23 protein-coding genes are annotated in these 20508 nt (G+C 36.9%); 14 read left to right on the top strand and 9 right to left on the bottom strand.

The genetic code is table 11. From position 1 onward, the window contains the following. Positions 1–274: 274 nt before the first annotated feature. From HMPREF2603_RS01495 to HMPREF2603_RS01465, 7 genes are read left to right on the top strand one after another with little or no spacing between them, the layout of a single operon-like run. Entirely contained in the window at positions 275–577 is a 303-nt protein-coding gene (locus tag HMPREF2603_RS01495) for an urease subunit gamma (protein ID WP_002479619.1), read from the top strand. A gap of 16 nt (positions 578–593) precedes the next feature. Beyond that, positions 594–1007: an urease subunit beta gene (locus HMPREF2603_RS01490; protein WP_023015003.1), complete on the top strand. Its 414-nt coding sequence runs from the start codon at positions 594–596 to the stop codon at positions 1005–1007. After that, positions 1004–2719 carry an urease subunit alpha gene (gene ureC / locus HMPREF2603_RS01485; RefSeq protein ID WP_002479621.1) on the top strand — a complete coding sequence of 572 codons (1716 nt, stop codon included), beginning with the start codon at positions 1004–1006 and terminating at the stop codon, positions 2717–2719. Before HMPREF2603_RS01490 ends, ureC begins: the two co-directional genes overlap by 4 nt. A gap of 13 nt (positions 2720–2732) precedes the next feature. Further along, positions 2733–3185: an urease accessory protein UreE gene (gene ureE / locus HMPREF2603_RS01480; protein WP_060803651.1), complete on the top strand. Its 453-nt coding sequence runs from the start codon at positions 2733–2735 to the stop codon at positions 3183–3185. Next, the gene (locus HMPREF2603_RS01475; RefSeq protein ID WP_002479623.1) at positions 3178–3867 is read left to right on the top strand and encodes an urease accessory protein UreF; all 690 of its coding nucleotides are present in this window, start codon (positions 3178–3180) and stop codon (positions 3865–3867) included. The genes ureE and HMPREF2603_RS01475 overlap by 8 nt, the downstream gene beginning before the upstream one ends. A gap of 12 nt (positions 3868–3879) precedes the next feature. Beyond that, positions 3880–4494 carry an urease accessory protein UreG gene (gene ureG / locus HMPREF2603_RS01470; protein WP_002479624.1) on the top strand — a complete coding sequence of 205 codons (615 nt, stop codon included), beginning with the start codon at positions 3880–3882 and terminating at the stop codon, positions 4492–4494. Continuing rightward, positions 4494–5333 (top strand): urease accessory protein UreD, encoded by an 840-nt coding sequence (locus HMPREF2603_RS01465; RefSeq protein WP_060803650.1) that lies wholly within the window; start codon positions 4494–4496, stop codon positions 5331–5333. Before ureG ends, HMPREF2603_RS01465 begins: the two co-directional genes overlap by 1 nt. Positions 5334–5422: 89 nt before the next feature. Here HMPREF2603_RS01465 and HMPREF2603_RS01460 read toward each other — a convergent pair whose 3' ends face one another. After that, on the bottom strand, positions 5423–6283 hold the full coding sequence (locus HMPREF2603_RS01460; RefSeq protein ID WP_060803649.1) for a patatin-like phospholipase family protein: 861 nt from the start codon (positions 6281–6283) through the stop codon (positions 5423–5425). A 36-nt stretch (positions 6284–6319) separates the two neighbouring features. Next, the gene (locus HMPREF2603_RS01455; protein WP_057509909.1) at positions 6320–6796 is read right to left on the bottom strand and encodes a TspO/MBR family protein; all 477 of its coding nucleotides are present in this window, start codon (positions 6794–6796) and stop codon (positions 6320–6322) included. A gap of 178 nt (positions 6797–6974) precedes the next feature. On the opposite strand from HMPREF2603_RS01455, the gene HMPREF2603_RS01450 reads away from it, so the two are divergent. Further along, complete coding sequence (locus HMPREF2603_RS01450; RefSeq protein WP_057509910.1) at positions 6975–7400, top strand: very short patch repair endonuclease; 426 nt, start codon at positions 6975–6977, stop codon at positions 7398–7400. Positions 7401–7493: 93 nt separating this feature from the next. Here HMPREF2603_RS01450 and HMPREF2603_RS01445 read toward each other — a convergent pair whose 3' ends face one another. After that, positions 7494–7850, bottom strand: coding sequence for a transcriptional regulator, SarA/Rot family (locus HMPREF2603_RS01445; RefSeq protein ID WP_002479629.1), 357 nt, complete (start codon positions 7848–7850; stop codon positions 7494–7496). A 334-nt stretch (positions 7851–8184) separates the two neighbouring features. Here HMPREF2603_RS01445 and HMPREF2603_RS01440 point away from each other — a divergent pair, with 334 nt between their 5' ends. Next, the gene (locus HMPREF2603_RS01440; RefSeq protein ID WP_060803648.1) at positions 8185–10446 is read left to right on the top strand and encodes an ATP-binding cassette domain-containing protein; all 2262 of its coding nucleotides are present in this window, start codon (positions 8185–8187) and stop codon (positions 10444–10446) included. A gap of 60 nt (positions 10447–10506) precedes the next feature. Here HMPREF2603_RS01440 and HMPREF2603_RS01435 read toward each other — a convergent pair whose 3' ends face one another. Together HMPREF2603_RS01435 and HMPREF2603_RS01430 are read right to left on the bottom strand one after the other, a co-directional pair. Continuing rightward, positions 10507–10863 (bottom strand): DoxX family protein, encoded by a 357-nt coding sequence (locus tag HMPREF2603_RS01435; protein ID WP_023015013.1) that lies wholly within the window; start codon positions 10861–10863, stop codon positions 10507–10509. 13 nt (positions 10864–10876) lie between these two features. Continuing rightward, positions 10877–11929 carry an LLM class flavin-dependent oxidoreductase gene (locus HMPREF2603_RS01430; RefSeq protein WP_070462910.1) on the bottom strand — a complete coding sequence of 351 codons (1053 nt, stop codon included), beginning with the start codon at positions 11927–11929 and terminating at the stop codon, positions 10877–10879. Positions 11930–12501: 572 nt separating this feature from the next. Here HMPREF2603_RS01430 and HMPREF2603_RS01425 point away from each other — a divergent pair. Continuing rightward, the gene (locus tag HMPREF2603_RS01425; RefSeq protein WP_023015016.1) at positions 12502–13236 is read left to right on the top strand and encodes a CHAP domain-containing protein; all 735 of its coding nucleotides are present in this window, start codon (positions 12502–12504) and stop codon (positions 13234–13236) included. 170 nt (positions 13237–13406) lie between these two features. Here HMPREF2603_RS01425 and HMPREF2603_RS01420 read toward each other — a convergent pair whose 3' ends face one another. The 3 genes from HMPREF2603_RS01420 to HMPREF2603_RS01410 form a co-directional block, all read right to left on the bottom strand. Then, a complete protein-coding gene (locus tag HMPREF2603_RS01420) occupies positions 13407–13745 on the bottom strand; it encodes a hypothetical protein (protein ID WP_234016222.1) in 339 nt (112 codons plus the stop codon). A 400-nt stretch (positions 13746–14145) separates the two neighbouring features. Beyond that, complete coding sequence (gene nhaC, locus HMPREF2603_RS01415) at positions 14146–15564, bottom strand: Na+/H+ antiporter NhaC (RefSeq protein WP_060803645.1); 1419 nt, start codon at positions 15562–15564, stop codon at positions 14146–14148. Positions 15565–15588: 24 nt separating this feature from the next. After that, complete coding sequence (locus tag HMPREF2603_RS01410; protein WP_002479636.1) at positions 15589–16659, bottom strand: NAD/NADP-dependent octopine/nopaline dehydrogenase family protein; 1071 nt, start codon at positions 16657–16659, stop codon at positions 15589–15591. A 425-nt stretch (positions 16660–17084) separates the two neighbouring features. Between HMPREF2603_RS01410 and HMPREF2603_RS01405 the strand changes: the two genes are divergently transcribed. From HMPREF2603_RS01405 to HMPREF2603_RS01390, 4 genes are all read left to right on the top strand, one after another. After that, positions 17085–17465 (top strand): DUF4870 domain-containing protein, encoded by a 381-nt coding sequence (locus HMPREF2603_RS01405; RefSeq protein ID WP_023015020.1) that lies wholly within the window; start codon positions 17085–17087, stop codon positions 17463–17465. A 121-nt stretch (positions 17466–17586) separates the two neighbouring features. Beyond that, on the top strand, positions 17587–17919 hold the full coding sequence (locus tag HMPREF2603_RS01400) for a DMT family transporter (RefSeq protein ID WP_060803644.1): 333 nt from the start codon (positions 17587–17589) through the stop codon (positions 17917–17919). A 20-nt stretch (positions 17920–17939) separates the two neighbouring features. Next, positions 17940–18233, top strand: coding sequence for a DMT family transporter (locus HMPREF2603_RS01395; protein WP_060803643.1), 294 nt, complete (start codon positions 17940–17942; stop codon positions 18231–18233). 87 nt (positions 18234–18320) lie between these two features. Then, positions 18321–19289, top strand: coding sequence for a 2-hydroxyacid dehydrogenase family protein (locus HMPREF2603_RS01390; protein WP_060803642.1), 969 nt, complete (start codon positions 18321–18323; stop codon positions 19287–19289). Between the two features lie 93 nt (positions 19290–19382). On the opposite strand, the gene HMPREF2603_RS01385 is transcribed toward HMPREF2603_RS01390, so the two are convergent. Further along, positions 19383–20507, bottom strand: coding sequence for an FAD-dependent monooxygenase (locus HMPREF2603_RS01385; RefSeq protein ID WP_057509915.1), 1125 nt, complete (start codon positions 20505–20507; stop codon positions 19383–19385). Between the last annotated feature and the right edge of the window lies 1 nt (position 20508).

The following is a 20508-nucleotide window of genomic DNA, read 5'->3' as shown; positions in this document are numbered from 1 at the left end:
AAATTTATAAACAGTTATAATTTTAACAAAATAGGATTGTGAATAAAACCTATTGCTCTCTATTTATAATTTTTTAAGATTAAAATACAACGTTTGTTTGAAAATGTACCAAAAAAGGTAAAACTCCCTTGGGTTAATTAAAGTGTATATTCAAGCCTTAACTTGTTAATTTGCAATTATATTTGGCACCACAAATATATATTTCTTGTATATCGATAAGTCGAGTCTTACAATGGATTAGTATTATTTAACATATATGAAAGAAGGGATTACTTTGCATTTTACTCAACGTGAACAAGATAAATTGATGTTGGTTATTGCGAATGACGTTGCACGCAGACGTCAAAAACGCGGTTTAAAATTAAACTATCCTGAAGCGGTAGCTATCATCAGTTACGAAATGTTAGAAGGTGCAAGAGATGGTAAGAGCGTTGCCGACCTTATGAGTTACGGCAGACAAATTTTAAATAAGGATGATGTAATGGAAGGTGTAGCAGATATGATCACAGACATCGAAGTTGAAGCTACATTCCCTGACGGCACAAAATTAATTACGATACATCATCCGATTGTTTAAAGGGGGATTATATATTATGAGACCTGGTGAAATTATAGTAAAACGTACTGAAATAGAAATAAATAAAGGTACTGATTCTACTGAAACAGTAATCGTTGTTAAAAATATAGGAGACCGCCCTATTCAAGTCGGTTCTCATTATCATTTTTTTGAAGTAAATGATGGCTTAAAATTTGATAGAGAGAAAGCATATGGTAAACATTTAGATATTCCAGCTGGCGCAGCTGTACGCTTTGAACCTGGGGATGAAAAGAAAGTACAACTTGTGGAATATAACGGTAATCGTCGTATTTACGGATTCCGAGGAATGGTTAATGGACCGATTGATGAAGATCGTGTCTTCCGTGTAGACGATGATCATCCGAACGCTGGTATTAAAGACGACGAAGGAATGAAAAATGCGAATAAAGAAAGTGGGTATGATCGATGAGCTTTAAAATGACACAATCTCAATATACAAGTTTATATGGTCCGACTGTCGGCGATTCTATTCGATTAGCTGATACAAACTTGTTTGCACGAGTAGAAAAAGACTATGCGTCATATGGGGATGAAGCTACTTTCGGCGGCGGTAAATCTGTGCGTGACGGTATGGCTCAAAACCCTAACGTAACACGTGATGACCGTAATGTTGCAGATACTGTTATTACAAACGCAGTTATTATTGATTACGATAAAGTATACAAAGCAGATATCGGAATTAAAAACGGCTATATCATGAGATATGGTAAAGCTGGTAACCCTGATATTATGGACAACGTTAATATCATTATCGGTGCAAACACTGATATCATTTCAGCTGAAGGTAAGATTGTAACAGCTGGCGGTATTGATACACACGTACACTTTATTAACCCTGAACAATCATGGGTTGCGCTTGAAAGTGGTGTTACAACACATATCGGCGGCGGTACTGGTGCTTCTGAAGGTTCTAAAGCCACTACGGTTGCTCCGGGTCCATGGCATATGCACCGTATGTTAGAAGCAGCGGAAGCTTTACCAGTCAACGTTGGTTTCACTGGTAAAGGACAAGCACACAACCACACAGCATTAATTGAACAAATCCACGCTGGCGCAATCGGCTTGAAAGTCCATGAGGACTGGGGAGCAACACCATCTGCGCTAAGTCATGCATTAGATGTAGCTGATGATTATGATGTTCAAATCGCATTACACGCAGATACGTTGAATGAAGCGGGCTTCATGGAAGATACGATGAAAGCAATCAAAGACCGTGTCATTCATATGTACCACACTGAAGGTGCTGGTGGCGGACATGCGCCTGACTTAATCAAATCAGCAAGCTATCCTAATGTCCTTCCATCATCTACTAACCCAACACTACCTTACACAACAAATACAATTGATGAGCACTTAGATATGGTTATGATTACACACCACTTGAACGCTTCTATTCCTGAAGACGTAGCATTCGCTGATTCACGTATCCGTAAAGAAACAATTGCAGCGGAAGACGTATTACAAGATATGGGTGTGTTCAGTATGGTCAGCTCTGACTCACAAGCAATGGGTCGTGTCGGTGAAGTTATCACACGTACATGGCAAGTCGCACACCGTATGAAAGAACAACGCGGTTATTTAGATGGCGACTCAGAATACAATGACAACAACCGTATCAAACGTTATATCGCAAAATACACAATCAACCCTGCGATTACACACGGTATCTCTGAATATGTCGGTTCAATTGAACCTGGCAAACTTGCGGATATTGTAATTTGGGAGCCTGCATTCTTTGGTGTAAAACCTGATGTTGTCTTAAAAGGCGGAATGATCAGTACAGCAATCAACGGTGATGCAAATGGTTCTATCCCAATCTCAGAACCTCTTAAATTCCGTAAAATGTACGGTCAACTTGGCGGTAACATGACAGGTACAAACATGACATTCGTATCAAACATTGCTTATATGAACGATATTCAACGTCAATTGAACTTGCATCGTTTAATCCGTCCAGTTAAAAATATCCGTAACCTACGTAAAACAGATATGAAAAACAATACAGCAACACCAAAATTAGACGTAGATCCACAAACGTATGAAGTGTTTGTAGATGGCGAAAAAATCACAAGCGAACCTGCTAAAGAGTTGCCATTAACACAACGTTACTTCTTATTCTAGGAGGCAAGCTTTCATGATAGTAGAAGAAATTCTTGGCAATATCGCCAATTTATCACCTGAAGAAAAACAAAAGCACACTGAAAAAGTGTATCTAGAAAACTCTGATTTAGTTAAACGTATCCAACGTGTCAAAACTGACCACGGTAATGAAATCGGAATCCGCTTAAAAAACCCTGTAGACTTGCAGTATGGCGACATCTTATATGAAGATGACAACAACCGTATCGTGGTTGATGTCAATTCTGAAGATATTTTGGTTATCAAACCACGTTCACTGCAAGAAATGGGAGATATTGCCCATCAGCTTGGTAACCGTCATTTACCTGCACAATTCACAGAAAATGAAATGTTGGTACAATACGATTATTTAGTTGAAGATTTATTAAAATCATTAGGCATCCCCCACTCACGTGAGGATCGCAAAGTAAACAAAGCCTTCCGTCATATAGGACATTCACATGATTGATCATGCGTCTTTACGCTTGTTTCAATTTTGCGATTCGCAATTCCCTACAGGTGCTTTCAGCCATTCATTCGGATTAGAAACTTATATCCAAAGAGGGACTGTTCATGATGAACAGTCCTTCCAAGAATGGTTGAAACTGTTTTTAAGTGAACAACTCACATATGCGGATGGATTAGCGATGCGCTTCGTTTACGAAGCACTGAATCAGAATGATGAAAAAAGAGTATTAGAATTAGATCGTTTATTATTTGTTCAAAATATGCCGAGAGAAACACGTGTCGGTACCAAACAAATGGGAACACGTATGGTGAAACTAGCTGATGAACTTTACGATAGTGAATGGATTCATTGGTATCACGAACAATATCAAGCAAAACAAGCGAAATTGCATCCAGCAATCTGCTTTACAATGCTTGGTCATTATCTCGGTGTCGATATTGAAATGATTATCGATTATTATTTATATCAAAACGTTTCATCTTTAACTCAAAATGCGGTCAGAGCCATTCCATTAGGACAAACTGCAGGTCAACGTATTGTGACGCAGATGATTCCTTTTATGAAACAAACACGCGACCATATTTTTGAGCTTAAAGCATCTGAATTCGGCATCACTGCACCAGGACTTGAAATCAATCAAATGGAACATGAAAAAGTGAATGTACGAATCTTTATTTCTTAGGAGGCAAGATTTATGACTCAACCTATTAAAATCGGAGTCGGCGGCCCTGTAGGCGCAGGTAAAACCGAACTTGTAGAAAAAGTAGTAAAACATCTTTCTAAAGAATTAAGCATCGGTGTTATTACAAATGATATTTATACAAAAGAAGACGAAAAAATCTTAGTAAATTCTGGCGTACTTCCTGCAGATCGTATCATCGGAGTTGAAACTGGCGGTTGCCCTCATACAGCAATTCGTGAAGATGCTTCAATGAACTTTGCGGCAATTGATGAATTAGTTGAACGTCATGAAGATATTGAATTGATTTTCGTAGAATCAGGCGGCGACAACTTAGCTGCGACATTCAGTCCAGAACTTGTAGATTTCTCAATTTATATTATCGACGTTGCACAAGGTGAAAAAATCCCACGTAAAGGCGGCCAAGGTATGATTAAATCTGATTTCTTCATCATCAACAAAACAGATTTAGCACCTTATGTCGGCGCATCTTTAGACCAAATGGCTGAAGATACACGTACTTTCCGTGGTGATCGTCCATTCACATTCACAAACCTTAAAACAGAAGAAGGTTTAGACAATGTGATTAACTGGATTGAACGTGATGTGCTGCTTAAAGGACTAGAGTAATGTCTGAAGAAAAGCAATGGACAGGACAGTTAGATATCACCGTCTTTAATGACGGTGAACGTTCTGTAGCACGCGATATCTTTTTTGAACAAGCATTAAAAGTGATTCGCCCTATTTATTTAAATGGCTCAAATATCCCGACATTCTTTATTGTTAATGTCGGCGGTGGCTATTTAGATGGAGACCGTTATCGCTTAAATGTTAAAGTGAAAGAAAATGCGGCAACGACACTCACATCGCAAGGTGCAACAAAAATCTACAAAACATTGAAAGATCATGTTGAACAGTACCAAACGTTCACGATTGAAGATAACGCTTATATGGAATATGTAGGCGATCCGATTATAGCTTATAAAGATGCAAAGTTTTATCAGCATAATCAGTATCATCTGGCTAAAACCGGCGCAATGTTTTATACCGATATCTTAACGCCTGGTTATTCTCCAGATGAAGCGCACTTTACGTATGACTATCTTCACCTGCTTAATGAAATTTTCGTTGACGGTGAATTAGTCGTCTACGATAACTTGTTGTTAGATCCAAATAAAAATCGTGTAGATGCTTTAGGTTATATGGAAGGATATTCTCATCTAGGGTCTTGCTATTTCATTCATCCAGATGCGAATAAAGAAACAGTTGAAGAACTTTATGAGATTATGGCACCTTATGCGAAACAAGAAGACTGCAGAATCGGTATTACTGAACTTGCCACACATGGTATCAGTATCCGTATTCTTGCACATCAAACTGATTTAATTTTAGATATTCTAAATGACGTGCAACAACAACTTGTCAGAAAACATTATGACAGAGATGTAGATTTCTTAAGAAAATATTAATAGCAATCAAGTTATACACCTGATTGCAAACTAAAGGACGGTTATTCATTCTTTGATAACCGTCCTTTTTACATACATAATTTTATAAGTTACTGTTTATTCCAAAATGCTTTAAGCGCTTGTGTTTCTTCATGCCCTTGTTGGCGTGCAGCTTCAGCTACTTCCTTACGCAATGCACCATTCATTGTATTATAATCATATTTTTCCAGAATACTCATTACAGTGCTATCTGGTTTGACTGTATACACACTTTGACCTCGTTCTTGCATATGGTCCACTAAATCAGATAATGCATAAGGTGTTTTCACTGGTAAATTCGCAGCTAATACCACAACTTTATCCGCTTCACTGACATCTGGATTATCCATAGAATAAGAACCGCCATCATAATAGTGTTTATCATGCAGCTGAATCGTCGGATAAGCTCCTTGGAATGCGCCACTCGCCGCAATAGCTTTAACTAAGGGTACATCAGAGTTTTCATCAAATACACGACGTTGATTTGTTTCTACTTCTGTCACTACAATTTTGATTTTAGGTGTCCAGCCAGAAACTGCATTGCCTAAGCTGTTTCTGATCATATTGAGTCGTTCTGTTTCAGGCAAATCTACTTTAGGATGCATAGCCATCTGACTCATACCATCAATCCATTCTTCTACAGTACGTGCATTTTTCTCTAATTGATCAAATTGCGCAAAGATATCTGCTAAATCATCATCCGTTAATGGATTTTCAGCTTCTCTTTGATAGTTTAGTTGTTCTTCCCATATTGTTTCCCAGTCTGCTTCTGATGCGAGAACTGTGCCCACTTGTGCACCCGCAGATGTTCCGACAAATTCATCGGCATCTCTCAAGTCTAAACCTTTCTCAGCTAAACCTCTTAAATAACCGATTTCCCATGCCATGCCGAATTGACCGCCGGCACCTAAAATTACTGATGTTGTTGCCATATGATTCACTTCCTTCAACTTTTATTATGACATGAATTATTGATCTTTGTTTAAAATCCAGCTTCCTGTCGCAAGATAGCTCGCAAATGCACACCATAATGCATAAGGCACCATTAACAAGCCGCTGCGTTTATCTGCTTTATAGAAATTGACTGCCGTGACGACAACAGATGCGAATAAAGCATAACTTTCAATCATTGCTGCTCCACGTAGTTTATATTTGAAATACAATACAGACCATAAGAAATTCAAACCAAGTTGTGTATAGTGTGAAATCGGTACAGATTTATCTTTACTTGCGTTACGTGCAATCATATATGCGACGCCCATCGCAAGATACAAACCTGACCAGACAATGGGATACGTAATACCTGGCGGTGAAAGCGGCGGGTTCTTTTCTTTTTGATAAACTTGACGTGCATTGCTTGTCGCATATTTTGCTACCAAAGTGCCCCCTGCTGTCGGCGTTATTAAATGTACAATATCTCTCAGAACTTTGAATGGTTGTTTCAAACTATCCCTTCCTTCTGTTTCATATAATTATTTTCTTTACTTTATGTATCTACCCTTTAGAAAAAGTATTAAATATCATCGTTGTATGTTTATGTTATTATCTGCGTGATGCTGCATAACAACAGGCTTTTTCGGGAATATCAATATAGACCATCTTATATGTATGAGGTGAATTTATATGGCAGAATCTAAAGCCTATCGTTCTAAGATGATGTCTAAAATCAAAGGCACAGGCGGCAAAGCTGAAACACAACTTGCTAAAGCTTTATGGCACCAAGGTGTCCGTTATTTTAAGAATTATAAGAAGTTACCCGGCACTCCAGATATCGCTATCACTAAATATAACGTAATGGTATTTGTAGATGGGGAATTCTGGCATGGTTATGATTGGGAAAATGTTAAACAAAAAAGAATCCACACGAACCGTTCATATTGGATACCGAAATTAGAACGCAATATGGAAAGAGATCAAGAAGTGAATCAGAAATTAGAAGAAATGGGTTATACTGTCTTACGTTTTTGGGAGAAACATGAAGTGTTTAAGGACATGGATGCTTGTGTCCAACAAGTGTTAGATGCGATTGAACAAAATAAACAAAAATAAAAAAGTGAGCTATCTCAATGAATAACTCACTTTTTTATTACTAATTTTTTGTGCCTGTTGAAATAATCTTAAATTCCCCAACTTCTCCTATGATTAAAATACTTTGCTGACCGCTTTACAAAGAGCCTCGATTTCCTTTCTTTGCTCTGGATCAACTACTAAAATCACGGTTCTTTCATCATGTTTATTTCTTTTTTTAGTTAAGAGTTTACGCTCTTTAAGCTTTTGAATCGCTTTAGAAATAAAATATGGTTTTAAGTTGGAAAGTTGAATGATTTCTTTTACATTGAACTCTGTACGTTCTTTTTCACTGCTGTGAATGTAGTTTAAAATAAAGAGTTCTTCAAAAGTGATTTGAAACTCACTTTTAATTGTAGCACTGACCTCTCTTACTTTTTGTGCTACAGTGACGAATTTTGATAAATCATTAATTATGTTTTTATTGTTCATAGTGAAATTCACTCCTTCTTGATGTTTTTCGAAGATGTTTAGTGAATTGTTCTGATAATTTCAAGCAAGCCCCTACATAAACTAATTTTATTACAACTCTCATTAAATAACAATCTATTTTTGTTCCTAAAATAATCAAAATAGTAAACGTCATAATGTTGAAATCAGTCATCACGAATGTAAAGTTTTCACTAAGGTTAATTGGGTTAATAGGATGACTGTCTATTCAAAAAATCAAAAGCAATAAAAGTAGTAATAAATGATTATTGGGGAATACAATTAATCAATGTCATAATGAATGTGTATCACATATACAAACAAGGAGGATGAAAGGATGAAACAAGATTATATCCGTGTCAAAGGTGCGACACAGAATAATTTAAAATCCATCGATGTAGACATTCCGAAACATTTCATAACTGTATTTACAGGCCGTTCTGGTTCAGGAAAGTCTTCACTTGTTTTTAATACACTCGCAGCTGAATCAGAGCACCTTTTAAACGAAACTTATTCAAGTTACATACAGTTTCATCTTAATCAACAACCTAGACCTAGCGTCGATCACATAGACCATCTGCCTGTTGCGATGACAATCAGCCAACAACGTTATAACGGCAACTCTCGCTCAACAGTCGGCACAATTTCAGACATATACGCATCTGTGCGTTTATTATGGTCACGTATCGGCACACCTTTTGTAGGTTATTCTGATGTTTTTTCATTCAACAGCCCATCAGGCATGTGCAAAGAATGTGAAGGTTTAGGTTACATTGAATCAATTAATTTAGATGAATTGTTAGATTGGGATAAGTCATTAAATGAAGGTGCCATCGACTTCCCTTCTTTCGGTCCGGATAAAGAAAGAGGAAAAGCATATCGCGACAGCGGTTTGTTTGATAATGACAAAAAGTTAAAAGACTTTACCAAAGAAGAACTTGATTTATTTTTATATCAACAGCCGACAAAGCTTAAAAATCCACCGAAAGAATGGAGAAAAACTGCGAAATATGTGGGATTGATTCCGCGTTTCAGCCGTATCTTTTTAGGCGATAAAACTTTTGCGAAAAAACGTTATGCACGCCATTTAAAACACGTCGTTACCACTAAAACATGTCCTGTTTGTGAAGGACAAAGACTAAATCAAAAGGTATTAAGTTGTAAAATCAATGGCTATAATATTTCTGATTTTACTAAAATGACAATTAAAGAGAACTTGGCTTTTTTAGATCAATTGAATCAACCAACTGCAGAATTTATTATTGCGCCGCTTCGAAAACAACTTGAAGCCCTAGATTTCATAGGATTAAGCTATCTAACACTCGACCGTGTCACAACAACACTTTCTGGTGGAGAAGCACAACGTCTTAAATTAATCCGTCATTTAAATAGTCCTTTATCTGATTTAGTTTATATTATTGATGAACCCAGTGTTGGTTTGCATCCTGAAGATATACAAAAAATCAATATTATTTTACAATCACTTAAAGAAAAAGGCAATACTGTTTTAATTGTTGAACATGATCCTGATGTTATTAAAGAAGCGGATTATGTCATTGATATGGGACCAGGTTCTGGTAAGAATGGTGGAGAAATTACATTTGAAGGAGATTATCCAGCATTATTAGAATCTGATACAGCGACAGGTCATGCGTTAAGAAAACCACATCACCTTAAAAATGACGTGCGTCAACCTGCAGGATATTTCCATCTCGGACCAATTACAGAAAATAATTTAAAAGATGTCACGGTTGATTTACCTAAACAAGTCATGACGGTTATGACAGGTGTCGCAGGTTCTGGTAAGAGTACTTTGGTCAAAAAAGGATTTGAAGATAATGAACACACTATCTTTGTTGATCAAAAAGCAGTTCAAGGTTCAAGCCGTTCTAATCTACTGACTTATTTAGGTGTCTTTGATCAAGTACGAAAATTCTTCAGCCAACAAACCGGATTAAGCAAAGCGATGTTCAGCTATAATTCTAAAGGTGCATGCCCCAATTGCGGCGGTAAAGGTTATATTAAAACTGAACTAGCCTTTATGGCTGATTTTTCTCAGACTTGTGAAGTGTGTCATGGTAAACGCTATAAACCTGAAGTATTAGAAGCAACAGTTAACGGTTATAATATTGCGGATGTTTTAAACTTAACTGTAGATGAAGGTTTAGAATTCTTTAAAGGGCATCAAGAAATTGAAGATGCATTAGAGTCATTAAGCCAAACTGGATTAAATTATATGGCACTCGGTCAACCGCTAGACACCTTATCTGGCGGTGAGATTCAACGCGTTAAATTAAGTCAGCATTTAGTCGAACCGACAACTGATTATGTTTATATCTTTGATGAGCCGACAACAGGTTTACATGAAGAAGACATTCCTCTACTATTGAATCGCTTCAATGATTTAATTGAAGCTGGGAATACAGTGATTCTGATTGAACATAACTTATCCATGATGTGTGAAGCGGATTGGCTCATTGATGTCGGACCAGGTCCAGGTTTAGAAGGAGGACAAATCTTATTCAGCGGCTTGCCTAAAGACTTCCTACAAACAGATACCTTAACTGCCAAACATTTAAAACGTTATACTCAAGCATAATAAAAAGGCTCAACCACAGTTTTGTGATTGAGCCTTATTCATATATACACTGATTATTTATTATTTTTTACTGCAAATTGTATCAGCTGAAGATAATGCAGCTAATTTCAATAAGTCAGTTGCGTGTTTAGCGCCTTCTTTACCATGACCTGCTTCGTAGTGTTTGTAAGCTGCAACACCTAATACACCTACTGCTAATAATGAAGCAACATTTGTCATTTTTTTGTTGCCGAAGCTTAGTAAATAGATTAAACCACTTGCTGCTTCTAAAGTACCTGCAACTGTTACCCATTTAGAATCAAGGCCGAACACATTTGCGAAAGTATCTTTCATACCTGCGTCACCTTTTAATTTTGGCTCTGAAGCCTGTAATAATTCCTTAGCGATTTTAATATTGTTTAAATAACGTAATAACATAATACAATCTCCTTTATTTATTATTAAAATATTCCTCTACAATAGGTTTTACCCTTTCTCCGTATAATTTAATTGCATGCATTACACGGTCATGTGGCATAGACCCTACTGGCAGGTGAATCATGAAACGATTCAAGTTCAATTCTTCGATTACTTTAATCATTTTCTTTGCGACTGTTTCCGGACTTCCTACAAACATTGCACCTTCATCGCTGATTTCACGTTGGAAATACGCTTGATCGTATGGCGGCCAATTACGTTCTCTGGCGATGATATCATGTGCGACTTTAGTCGGCGCGTAAAACTCACGTTGTGCCGCTTCATCAGTCTCTGCGATATAACCCCAAGAATGTACTGCAACCGGCATATCTTCTGCGCGATAGCCTCTGTTTTCAGCAACTGCACGATACACTGCAATATTACGTTTGAAACGTCTAGGATTACCACCGATAATCGCGTAGGTAATCGGTAAACCGAACTCTGCAGCTCTCATAGAAGACTCTGGTGTGCCTCCTGTTGCGAGCCAAATTGGAATTTCCTCTTGCACTGCTCTAGGATATACACCTAAGTTGTTAATTGCTGGACGCAAACCGCCTTCCCATTTAACAATCTCATGTTGATTGATACGTTTCAATAATTCCAACTTCTCAATAAACAATTGATCGTAATCATCAAGGTTGTAACCGAATAATGGGAAAGATTCGATAAACGAACCGCGCCCTACCATAATTTCAGCACGTCCGTTAGATACTGCATCCAATGTCGCAAAACGTTCATAGACACGTACTGGATCATCTGATGATAAAACCGTTACTGCCGATGAAAGTTTAATACGTTTCGTTGTTGTCGCTGCTGCCGCAAGTACAGTCACAGGATCTGAAACTGCATAATCTGAACGATGATGTTCACCTAATCCATATACATCCAGCCCTACTTCATCAGCAAGTTGGATTTCTTCTACGATGTTTCTAATACGTTCTGCTGCTGTTAATTTTTCTTGAATGCCGTTTTCTGTATAAATATCAGTGTTGTCTGCAAAGGATGTCATTCCAATTTCGAGTTTCACTTTTTTCACCTCTTTAGGTATAATTTTTATACTTAAATAATACATCTGTTCTTTCCTTAAGTCAATACTTTCAACTCGAGCTGAACAAAGAGATAAAAACTTCCATTTAATGAAGAAAAGCCTAACTTTACATAAAGTTAATAGTTAACATCCACCTATTGTATTTAATTAGATGACTATCTATTCGACAGAATTTTAAAAATAAATCTCCGTCATATTAACTACAAAGCAACATTTATTCATTAGAAATTATGTTTCAAAGTTTTCTGTTATATTACAAGACTGTAATATGAAAAGCCTTTACAAATAATTAAAAATGTTAAAAATGCGATAACATCAACATTCTAAGACTATAGTCCTACTTTCATGCTTATTACATCCAAATACATAATTATTAGAACTAAATTACAAAACGATAACAAGCCACACAAGTGCAATTTTTTTTGGTAGAGTAAGTCTTGTCGTTAAGAGAACGAAACAAACAAAACAAATTATGAAATTTAGTAAATGTTAATCCAGTCACGAGACTTAAAAAATAATTTAGCTTATTATCTTTAGGAGGATATTTTATCATGAATAAAATCGCTACTACTACAATCGCTACAGCAGGTTTAGGAATCGCTGCTTTAACTTTATCTAATCACGATGCAGACGCTGCACAAAATAACGGATACAACTCAAACGATCCTTATTCTTACAGCTACTCATATACAATTGATCAAGATGGTAACTACCACTACACTTGGGAAGGTAACTGGAACAAATCTAATCAATTCAATAACTACTATGGTACTTACGCTCAATACAATAACAACAACACAGCTAACAATAACTATACAAACTACACTAGCTACAATACACAAGCAACTGCTCCACGTACTGGCGGTTTAGGTGCTTCATACTCAACATCAGACAACAACGTTAAAGTAACAACTACTTCAGCACCAAAAACAAGCACTAACACATTCGCTAACCGTTCATCATCAGGTGCTAACTTATACACTGTAGGTCAATGTACTTACTACGTATTCGACAAAGTTGGCGGTAAAATCGGTTCAACTTGGGGCAACGCTAATAACTGGGCTAACGCAGCAGCAGCTTCAGGTTACACTGTAAACAACAACCCATCAGCTGGCGCAATCTTACAAACTAGCCAAGGTGCTTTCGGTCACGTTGCATACGTTGAAAGTGTAAACAGCGACGGTTCAGTAAACGTTTCAGAAATGAACTACGGTCAAGGTCCTGGCGTTGTAACTACACGTACAATCTCAGCTAGCCAAGCAGGCGGATACAACTACATCCACTAATTAATAAATTTACGATATAAACCAACTGATCAGCTACAATCAGTTGGTTTTTTTATGCCCTTTTTTTATTTCTATTGCTTATCCTGCCACTAACTTATACGCATAACAAAAAAGCCGGAGACTTAGGAATTTACACCTAAGCCTGCCGGCTTTTCTATCTATTTACTACGTTATAACCAATATGCGATCATAATCCAGAATGCGAAAGCTAACACATATAATAATGGGAAGCTTTCTGATACGGGGCGTTTAAGTTGTCTATAAAGAACATAGCCTCCTAAACCTATGGCCATACCGGCTGTTAGGACAATACGTACCACAAACATTTCTACTGTGGCATTAATCCCAAGCTGAGGACTCGTAGTCATAACCTCAATAAGAGATAAGATTAATATCATTACTGTATAAACAACAGTATCTTTTGTTTTGTTAGTTTGGGATAATGTCCAAAATATTAATAGCCCGAAGATAGACGTCATTAACATTTCATGTGCTAAAAATTCCGACATAGAAGAATCAACTCTATATTGCAAAATCGCTACAAAATACAATATAAAGCTGATTACTAAATAGATAATAGAAGGATATTTTACAGTTAAATTATCTAAATTGAAGTATCGATGAATTCCTAGACACAATAGTAATATCGCTACAAGTATTACTACATATAGCATGGAATCACCTCATTCATATATATTTAATAACCGTTTTAGTACACAACTAAACCTAATAAATATTAATTTTTTAATGATAATGATTGGAATTGCAATTAATCCTTCTTAGATAACTATAATTGTTCCACCATTAGTATGTTATACCCTGGATTCACGCGTTTAATGTGTAAAATCCGAAAAATTGTAAAAAGTCAAAGAAAAACTGCCTCACTTTAAAAAGCGAGACAGTTCATCTTTAACCGTGCTGCGTATAATGTGTTGCGTCTGGTGATTTCACCTTTTTCACTGACCAGCCAGTAAAGGCGTAGAATATAGCGAAAATCACACATAAATAACAAGGTACCGTCCAAATAAAGTAAGAATAGACGTTTACACCTAATTGTTGCGTATAATAAATTCCTGATGTGCCCCAAGGGATCAATGGAATAATCATCGTACCTGAGTCTTCAAGTGTACGTGATAAGTTTGTACGAGACAGCTTCATCTCATCATACATATCATATAACAACATACCTACTACGATAATCACAACAGATGCTACTCCTGCTGCTAATACCATAATCAAACCAGATATTACTGTAACTAAAATTAATGTACCTGGTGAAGTGACTTTATCTTTAATTGTGTTCAACATCACTGTTAAACAACCTGATTTTTCGACAATACCCGCAAACGCATAGCCGCAGAAGATTGTCACAATGACTTGCGTCATACTCATCATGCCGCCTTGCTCAAGCAAAGTCGTCGCTTTATCATTTAAATTGACTTGATGGACAATCATATCTGGTTTAAAACCGTCAAACGCCGCTTTAAAACCATCAGTAAAATTAAAGCCATGATTCAGTGCTCCGACAAAGATCGCTGCCACACATGAAACTAACATAGCCGGTACGGTTGAGAAGCGGAATAATAAACATGCGATGATAACAATCGCTGGAATCCATACACTGAAATTAATATGATATACATTTTCGAGTTGACGTAATAATGCATTGATTTGGCTTTTATCCGCACTCGATTTATGATTTAATCCCACAAAGAACCAAACTATCATACCGATAATCGACGCAGGAATCGTCGTCCATAACATCGCTTTAATATGGGCAAAAATGTTCACGTTCGTGACCATTGCCGCTAAGTTTGTTGTATCAGAGAGTGGTGATAACTTATCACCGAAAACTGCACCTGCAATAATTGCACCTGCAGCCATACCCGCATCAATATGTAATTGATGTGCAATCGCAATTAACGCGATTCCTGCTGTTGATGCAGAACCCCAAGCGGTTCCAGTGGCCATAGACGTTATCGCTGAAATTAAAAACGCAGAGACCAAGAAATAACTTGGATTCAACAATTTTAATCCATAATAAATCAGAGCAGGTACGGTTCCAGAATACATCCATGTCCCAACTACAATCCCTACGCATAAAATAATATAAATCGTAGGCATCGCTGTACTCAGCCGCTGTGTAATCCCCTCTTCTAAATCTTTCCAACGTAAGCCTACACGCCAGGCAATTATTGACGCATAAGCCGCTGAAAGAATTAATAATGGTTGTACTGGAATTCCAAATACCACAAATCCAACAATAACTAATAACATCATTACAACGATGGTTGAAATGGATTCAAGTAATGTCGGCATTCTCTTCATAATATGTCCCCCTTTATTTAATTGTTAATCTAATCCAACTTTATCTCTGCCTAACTCGTCGATTGTCAGGCCCTCTTCAAAGAAATCACGTTCTAAAATTGTAGAAGCTATGACGATAATCGCATCAATATTCGGCGTTTCTACCCCAATTTCACGCCCTAAGCTAGACCATAAGACTAAACCGAATGCAATATCTTCAGTTAAATAACGATTCTTCACGTGATTTGGCCCTGGAATTTGTGAGAAAACAGGACTTTCGTTAAACAGACGATTTAACGGTTCATCTTCACGATCTCTTTCTAAATAACCACGTTGAATACGTGCTTCTTTTGCTGTTTGCAGTTCGAATCCTAAACGACGACCAAGTGACAGACGCTCAAGCTCTACCGCATGCAGTAAACGAACCGTATGTTTAGTAATCCCTTCTTTATATAATGAGAAGTCTCCAGAGTAATCAATACGTCCAACGTTTAATAAAGTTGGTCCTGGGTGCACTTCTGGGTTACCATTTTCTAAGTTTGTTTTCCATAAGTTTTCTTCTTTAATAATTTGAGGATAAATCTTTTCAACAATTTCAAAGTCTTCACTTAAATGTTCTTGAATATAAGAAGTGAAATAGACTTTACGTACATTTAAAGATAGATCAACAATACCCTCTTCAAAGTCAACACGCGTACCATACGTTAATGTGTTTGCTTCACAAAAACGTGGGCATACATCGATATATTCATCTTCTAATATGTTAAGGAATCGTGCTGAACCCATAGCAGCTGCCATGTTGAAGAATATAATTTGGTCATCCTTAACGAACGGTGCCATAATACGTGCATAATATTCAATAAATGTTGATGGAATAATCATTTGAATAATTTCTGCATCTTGTATAACCTCTTCGATGTCATCGCTGACTTGTGTAAATTTCACAAAGCTTTCTTCACCTTCATTATTGAAGTGGAAACCGCCTTGTTCAATCGCTTTATCGAATTTTTCGATAGAAGCGTTACGGCAATACAATTTGACATCGTGGCCCTTGCTTGTCATATCAACGGCTGCTGTGACAGCACCGTTACCTGAACCAATAATTGCTATTTTCATGCTTCATACCTTCTTTCTTTGTTTAGTCATGATTATGAGAGACCGTACAATAGCTTTATTGCTAGAAATAAAGTGATGTACGGTCTCTCGAAGTGTGAAAATATTATTTATTCTATTTAACCGTCTTAAAGAAAAATAAAACAGAAAACTTGTGAGACTTGTGTATGGTAGAACACGCACAGTTACAGCTTTCTGCGACCATCAAATAGTGTATTATAGTTATCGTAACATGATTAGACAAATAATAAAATAAAAATTTGTTAGCTACTTATTAACAATAACGTCTATATATTTCATACCCTACTTCTCTTTATTTATTGTTAGGTGTCCAAAATGGTAAAAAATATTGAAGATTTTCCGATTGTGTTTCATTTAAACTCAATTATTGCTATATTTAAAGTAATCTTAAATATCGGAGGAGCGCTATGACTAAGGAACATTCACCTGAACAAGTCACCGAGCATACTGAAGTCTATCAACAATTTCCAACAGAAGATGCACGTTTATTCGCGTGTTTAATTTATATACTCAGCTTTTTTACAACTATTATCGGACCCTTAATTATTTGGTTAACCAAAGGCAGTGAATCTTATTTTGTAAATAAGACCGCTAAAAACTATTTTAATTTCGTTATTTCTTATACGATATGGACGATTGTAGCATTAGTTTTATGCATCGTATTAATTGGTATGATAATATTACCGGTTCTCGGTATATTGAGCATTGTATTCTCAGTCATAGCGGCTGTCAAAGCATATAATGGCGAGGAATACCTAATCCCGCTATCTATCCGCTTCTTCAACTAATCACACACAACCACAGCGTTGTGTGTTTTTTTGATGCTTTTTTCATAAACACATTCATTGTTTCTCTGTGTGTAATTTGAGAAAATAGACAGTGCTGAATTAAGAAGAAGGAGGCGTGTGTATGCGCTGGTTTAAAGTCATTTTAGCTGGCTTAGTAGAAATTATTTGGGTCAATTGTATTAAAAATGCAGATTCAGTGCTCAGTTGGGGACTGACTTTAATTATGATTGCGATCAGTTTCGCATTAGTAATCAATGCTTGTAAATCATTGCCTGTGGGAACGGCTTATGCGATTTTCGTAGGTATCGGTACAGTGGGCACCATTATTTTAGATATGGTGGTCTATGGCGACCCCTTTAGCTTTACCAAACTCTTTTTCATCATCTTATTATTGATTGGTATTCTTGGACTGAAACTATCAACAGATGAAACAGAAAGCGAGGGCTCATACTGATGGCATAGTTATATTTATTTATCGCAGGCTGTTTCGAAATTCTTGGCGTGATTCTTTTAAATGAATTGAATCGAACAGGCAAGAAATTTTATATTGTGTTATTAGGTATCGCCTTTATCTTCAGTTTCAGTATTTTATCACTCGCTATGAATTCCATCCCGATGGGAACGGCTTATGCGATTTGGACAGGTATTGGAACTGGTGGCGGTGCAATTATCAGTATGATATTTTATAATGAATCCAAAAATATCTGGCGTATTCTTTGTATCGGCTTAATTGTCGTTTCTTCTGTTGGGTTAAAACTCATTTCATAGTCATGCATACGCTTACGGTGTATTCATTGTTTCTCCTTCTTCCTTTTAATATAATTGATATATAAACTAAGAAAGGGAGTGTTTTGTATGGCTAAGGTCTATATTGCAGGCCCTATCCCACAAGTAGGACTTGATATTCTAGAAAAGAATAATATCGAAGTCGATATGTACGATGGTCCAGGAGTTGTGGATCAAGAAACATTAAAAAATGGCGTGAAAGATGCGGATGCATTAATCAGTATTTTATCTACAAACGTAGATAAAGACATCATCGCAGCAGGCGAAAACTTAAAAGTGATCGCAAACTACGGTGCCGGCTTTAATAACGTAGATATTGAATATGCTGAATCTAAAGGCATCTATGTGACAAACACACCTGGCGTTTCAACACGCTCAACAGCAGAATTAACATTTGCGTTAGTTCTTGCAGTGGCACGTCGTATTGCTGAAGGTGATCAGTTATCACGTACGAAAGGATTCGATGGTTGGGCACCATTATTCTTCAGAGGACGTGAAGTATCAGGTAAAACTATCGGTATCTTCGGTTTAGGTAATATCGGTTATGCAGTCGCTAAACGTGCGAAAGCATTCGACATGGATATCCTTTATACAGGTCCACATCGTAAAGAAGATAAAGAAAAAGAATTAGGTGCGAAATACGTTGATTTTGACACATTATTAAAAGAATCAGACTTTATCACAATCAACGCTGCTTACAAACCAGAATTGCACCACTTGTTCGATACAGAACAATTCAAACAAATGAAACCGACAGCTTATTTAGTTAATGCTGCGCGTGGTCCGATTGTAAACGAACAAGCACTTGCTGATGCATTGAAAGACAAAGTCATCGAAGGTGCAGCGTTAGACGTTTATGAATTCGAACCGAAAATCACTGAAGACTTGAAATCACTAGACAATGTCGTGATTACGCCGCATATCGGTAACGCTACATTTGAAGCACGTGACGACATGGCTGAAATTGTCGCAAACAACACAGTAGATGTCTTAAAAGACAACAAAGCACCACAATATGTTGTAAATAACGTTAAATAAGATATTTACACTTAAGTAAAATGAGGCCTGGGAAAATATCCCAGACCTCATTTTTTTATTTCTTTATTTATCGTTTTAAACGATGTTGGTTGTTTATACAGATTTCGTTTTGTATAAGAATTTCGCTTGATTTGAAATCAATTTAGACGGTGTGCGTTTCAACACAAAGTTACGCAAGCCAATCATCAAGCCATTTTGATATTGTGCTTTTTTACCGATACTGCGAGAACGTTTAATCACTTTTGCAGTATGTTTCACACGTAACGCATCATAACGTGCTAAAGCTTCTCTGAAATCATAAGTATTTAAGCAATTTGCTAACACAATCGCATCTTCCATCGCTTGTCCTGCACCTTGTCCCATATTCGGTGTTGTCGCATGAGCTGCATCACCTAGTAATAATGTGCGACCATAGACGAAGGATTGAAGCGGTGTTAAATCGTAAATATTATGGTGTAAAATACCCGTTTCACTTTGTTGGTCTAGAATACGTCTGACCTCATTTGGATAGTTATTGTAATATGCTTGAATATAAGGTTTCGTGAATTCTTTAAATTTAGGATCGTTTTCTTTCGCATTAACCGCAATAAACCAATACGCTTGGTTATTCAACATCGGTACAATCCCTACACGACCTTTAGCACCCCAAAACTCTTTCGCTGTATGCGGATCATTCAAAGTTACATCGTCGACCATTCCTCTGAAGCATGTATAACCTTGGTAGTTAACAGTGGCTTTAGGGTTTACTTGTCCACGAATAATTGAATGTACGCCATCTGCACCGATACATAAATCAAAGTAATGTGTATCACCTTGTGCAGTTGTTAAAGTAACTTTCGAACTGTTTTGTACGAGTTTCACGATTTTAGTTCCTGTATGGATTAATTCTTTTGGAACATAAGATGCGATAACATCTAATAAAGCTTGTCTTGGCAGTGTTAAATTAACTGTTCCTTTTTTCATCACTGCTTTATTTAATACATGTCCTTTGTCATCTAAAATTTCCATTTCTTTGATGACTTGTCCTGCATTTTTAATTCCTTTTGCCATATCATGATTGCCGAGTTTGTCTAATACATTACCACCGATGCCGATACCTGCACCGATTTCTTTGATTTCATCTTGTTGTTCAAATACATGTATTTCGTGATCTTGTTCATGTAATAAGGCAGCTGCGGTGAGTCCGCCAATGCCGCCGCCGACAATTGCTATTTTCATC

Origin of the sequence: Staphylococcus sp. HMSC055C03 (genome assembly GCF_001809385.1) — a bacterium.
Taxonomy (GTDB): Bacteria; Bacillota; Bacilli; order Staphylococcales; family Staphylococcaceae; genus Staphylococcus; species Staphylococcus simulans.
This window is presented reverse-complemented; position numbering and strand designations above follow the sequence as displayed.

What these genes read in the sequence shown, in the direction of transcription:
- HMPREF2603_RS01490 (WP_023015003.1), top strand. Translation starts at nt 594, where the DNA reads ATGAGACCTGGTGAAATTATAGTAAAACGTACTGAAATAGAAATAAAT.
- ureC (WP_002479621.1), top strand. Translation starts at nt 1,004, where the DNA reads ATGAGCTTTAAAATGACACAATCTCAATATACAAGTTTATATGGTCCG.
- ureE (WP_060803651.1), top strand. Translation starts at nt 2,733, where the DNA reads ATGATAGTAGAAGAAATTCTTGGCAATATCGCCAATTTATCACCTGAA.
- HMPREF2603_RS01475 (WP_002479623.1), top strand. Translation starts at nt 3,178, where the DNA reads ATGATTGATCATGCGTCTTTACGCTTGTTTCAATTTTGCGATTCGCAA.
- ureG (WP_002479624.1), top strand. Translation starts at nt 3,880, where the DNA reads ATGACTCAACCTATTAAAATCGGAGTCGGCGGCCCTGTAGGCGCAGGT.
- HMPREF2603_RS01465 (WP_060803650.1), top strand. Translation starts at nt 4,494, where the DNA reads ATGTCTGAAGAAAAGCAATGGACAGGACAGTTAGATATCACCGTCTTT.
- HMPREF2603_RS01460 (WP_060803649.1), bottom strand. Translation starts at nt 6,283, where the DNA reads ATGGCAACAACATCAGTAATTTTAGGTGCCGGCGGTCAATTCGGCATG.
- HMPREF2603_RS01450 (WP_057509910.1), top strand. Translation starts at nt 6,975, where the DNA reads ATGGCAGAATCTAAAGCCTATCGTTCTAAGATGATGTCTAAAATCAAA.
- HMPREF2603_RS01445 (WP_002479629.1), bottom strand. Translation starts at nt 7,850, where the DNA reads ATGAACAATAAAAACATAATTAATGATTTATCAAAATTCGTCACTGTA.
- HMPREF2603_RS01440 (WP_060803648.1), top strand. Translation starts at nt 8,185, where the DNA reads ATGAAACAAGATTATATCCGTGTCAAAGGTGCGACACAGAATAATTTA.
- HMPREF2603_RS01435 (WP_023015013.1), bottom strand. Translation starts at nt 10,863, where the DNA reads ATGTTATTACGTTATTTAAACAATATTAAAATCGCTAAGGAATTATTA.
- HMPREF2603_RS01425 (WP_023015016.1), top strand. Translation starts at nt 12,502, where the DNA reads ATGAATAAAATCGCTACTACTACAATCGCTACAGCAGGTTTAGGAATC.
- HMPREF2603_RS01420 (WP_234016222.1), bottom strand. Translation starts at nt 13,745, where the DNA reads ATGTCGGAATTTTTAGCACATGAAATGTTAATGACGTCTATCTTCGGG.
- nhaC (WP_060803645.1), bottom strand. Translation starts at nt 15,564, where the DNA reads ATGAAGAGAATGCCGACATTACTTGAATCCATTTCAACCATCGTTGTA.
- HMPREF2603_RS01410 (WP_002479636.1), bottom strand. Translation starts at nt 16,659, where the DNA reads ATGAAAATAGCAATTATTGGTTCAGGTAACGGTGCTGTCACAGCAGCC.
- HMPREF2603_RS01405 (WP_023015020.1), top strand. Translation starts at nt 17,085, where the DNA reads ATGACTAAGGAACATTCACCTGAACAAGTCACCGAGCATACTGAAGTC.
- HMPREF2603_RS01400 (WP_060803644.1), top strand. Translation starts at nt 17,587, where the DNA reads ATGCGCTGGTTTAAAGTCATTTTAGCTGGCTTAGTAGAAATTATTTGG.
- HMPREF2603_RS01390 (WP_060803642.1), top strand. Translation starts at nt 18,321, where the DNA reads ATGGCTAAGGTCTATATTGCAGGCCCTATCCCACAAGTAGGACTTGAT.
- HMPREF2603_RS01385 (WP_057509915.1), bottom strand. Translation starts at nt 20,507, where the DNA reads ATGAAAATAGCAATTGTCGGCGGCGGCATTGGCGGACTCACCGCAGCT.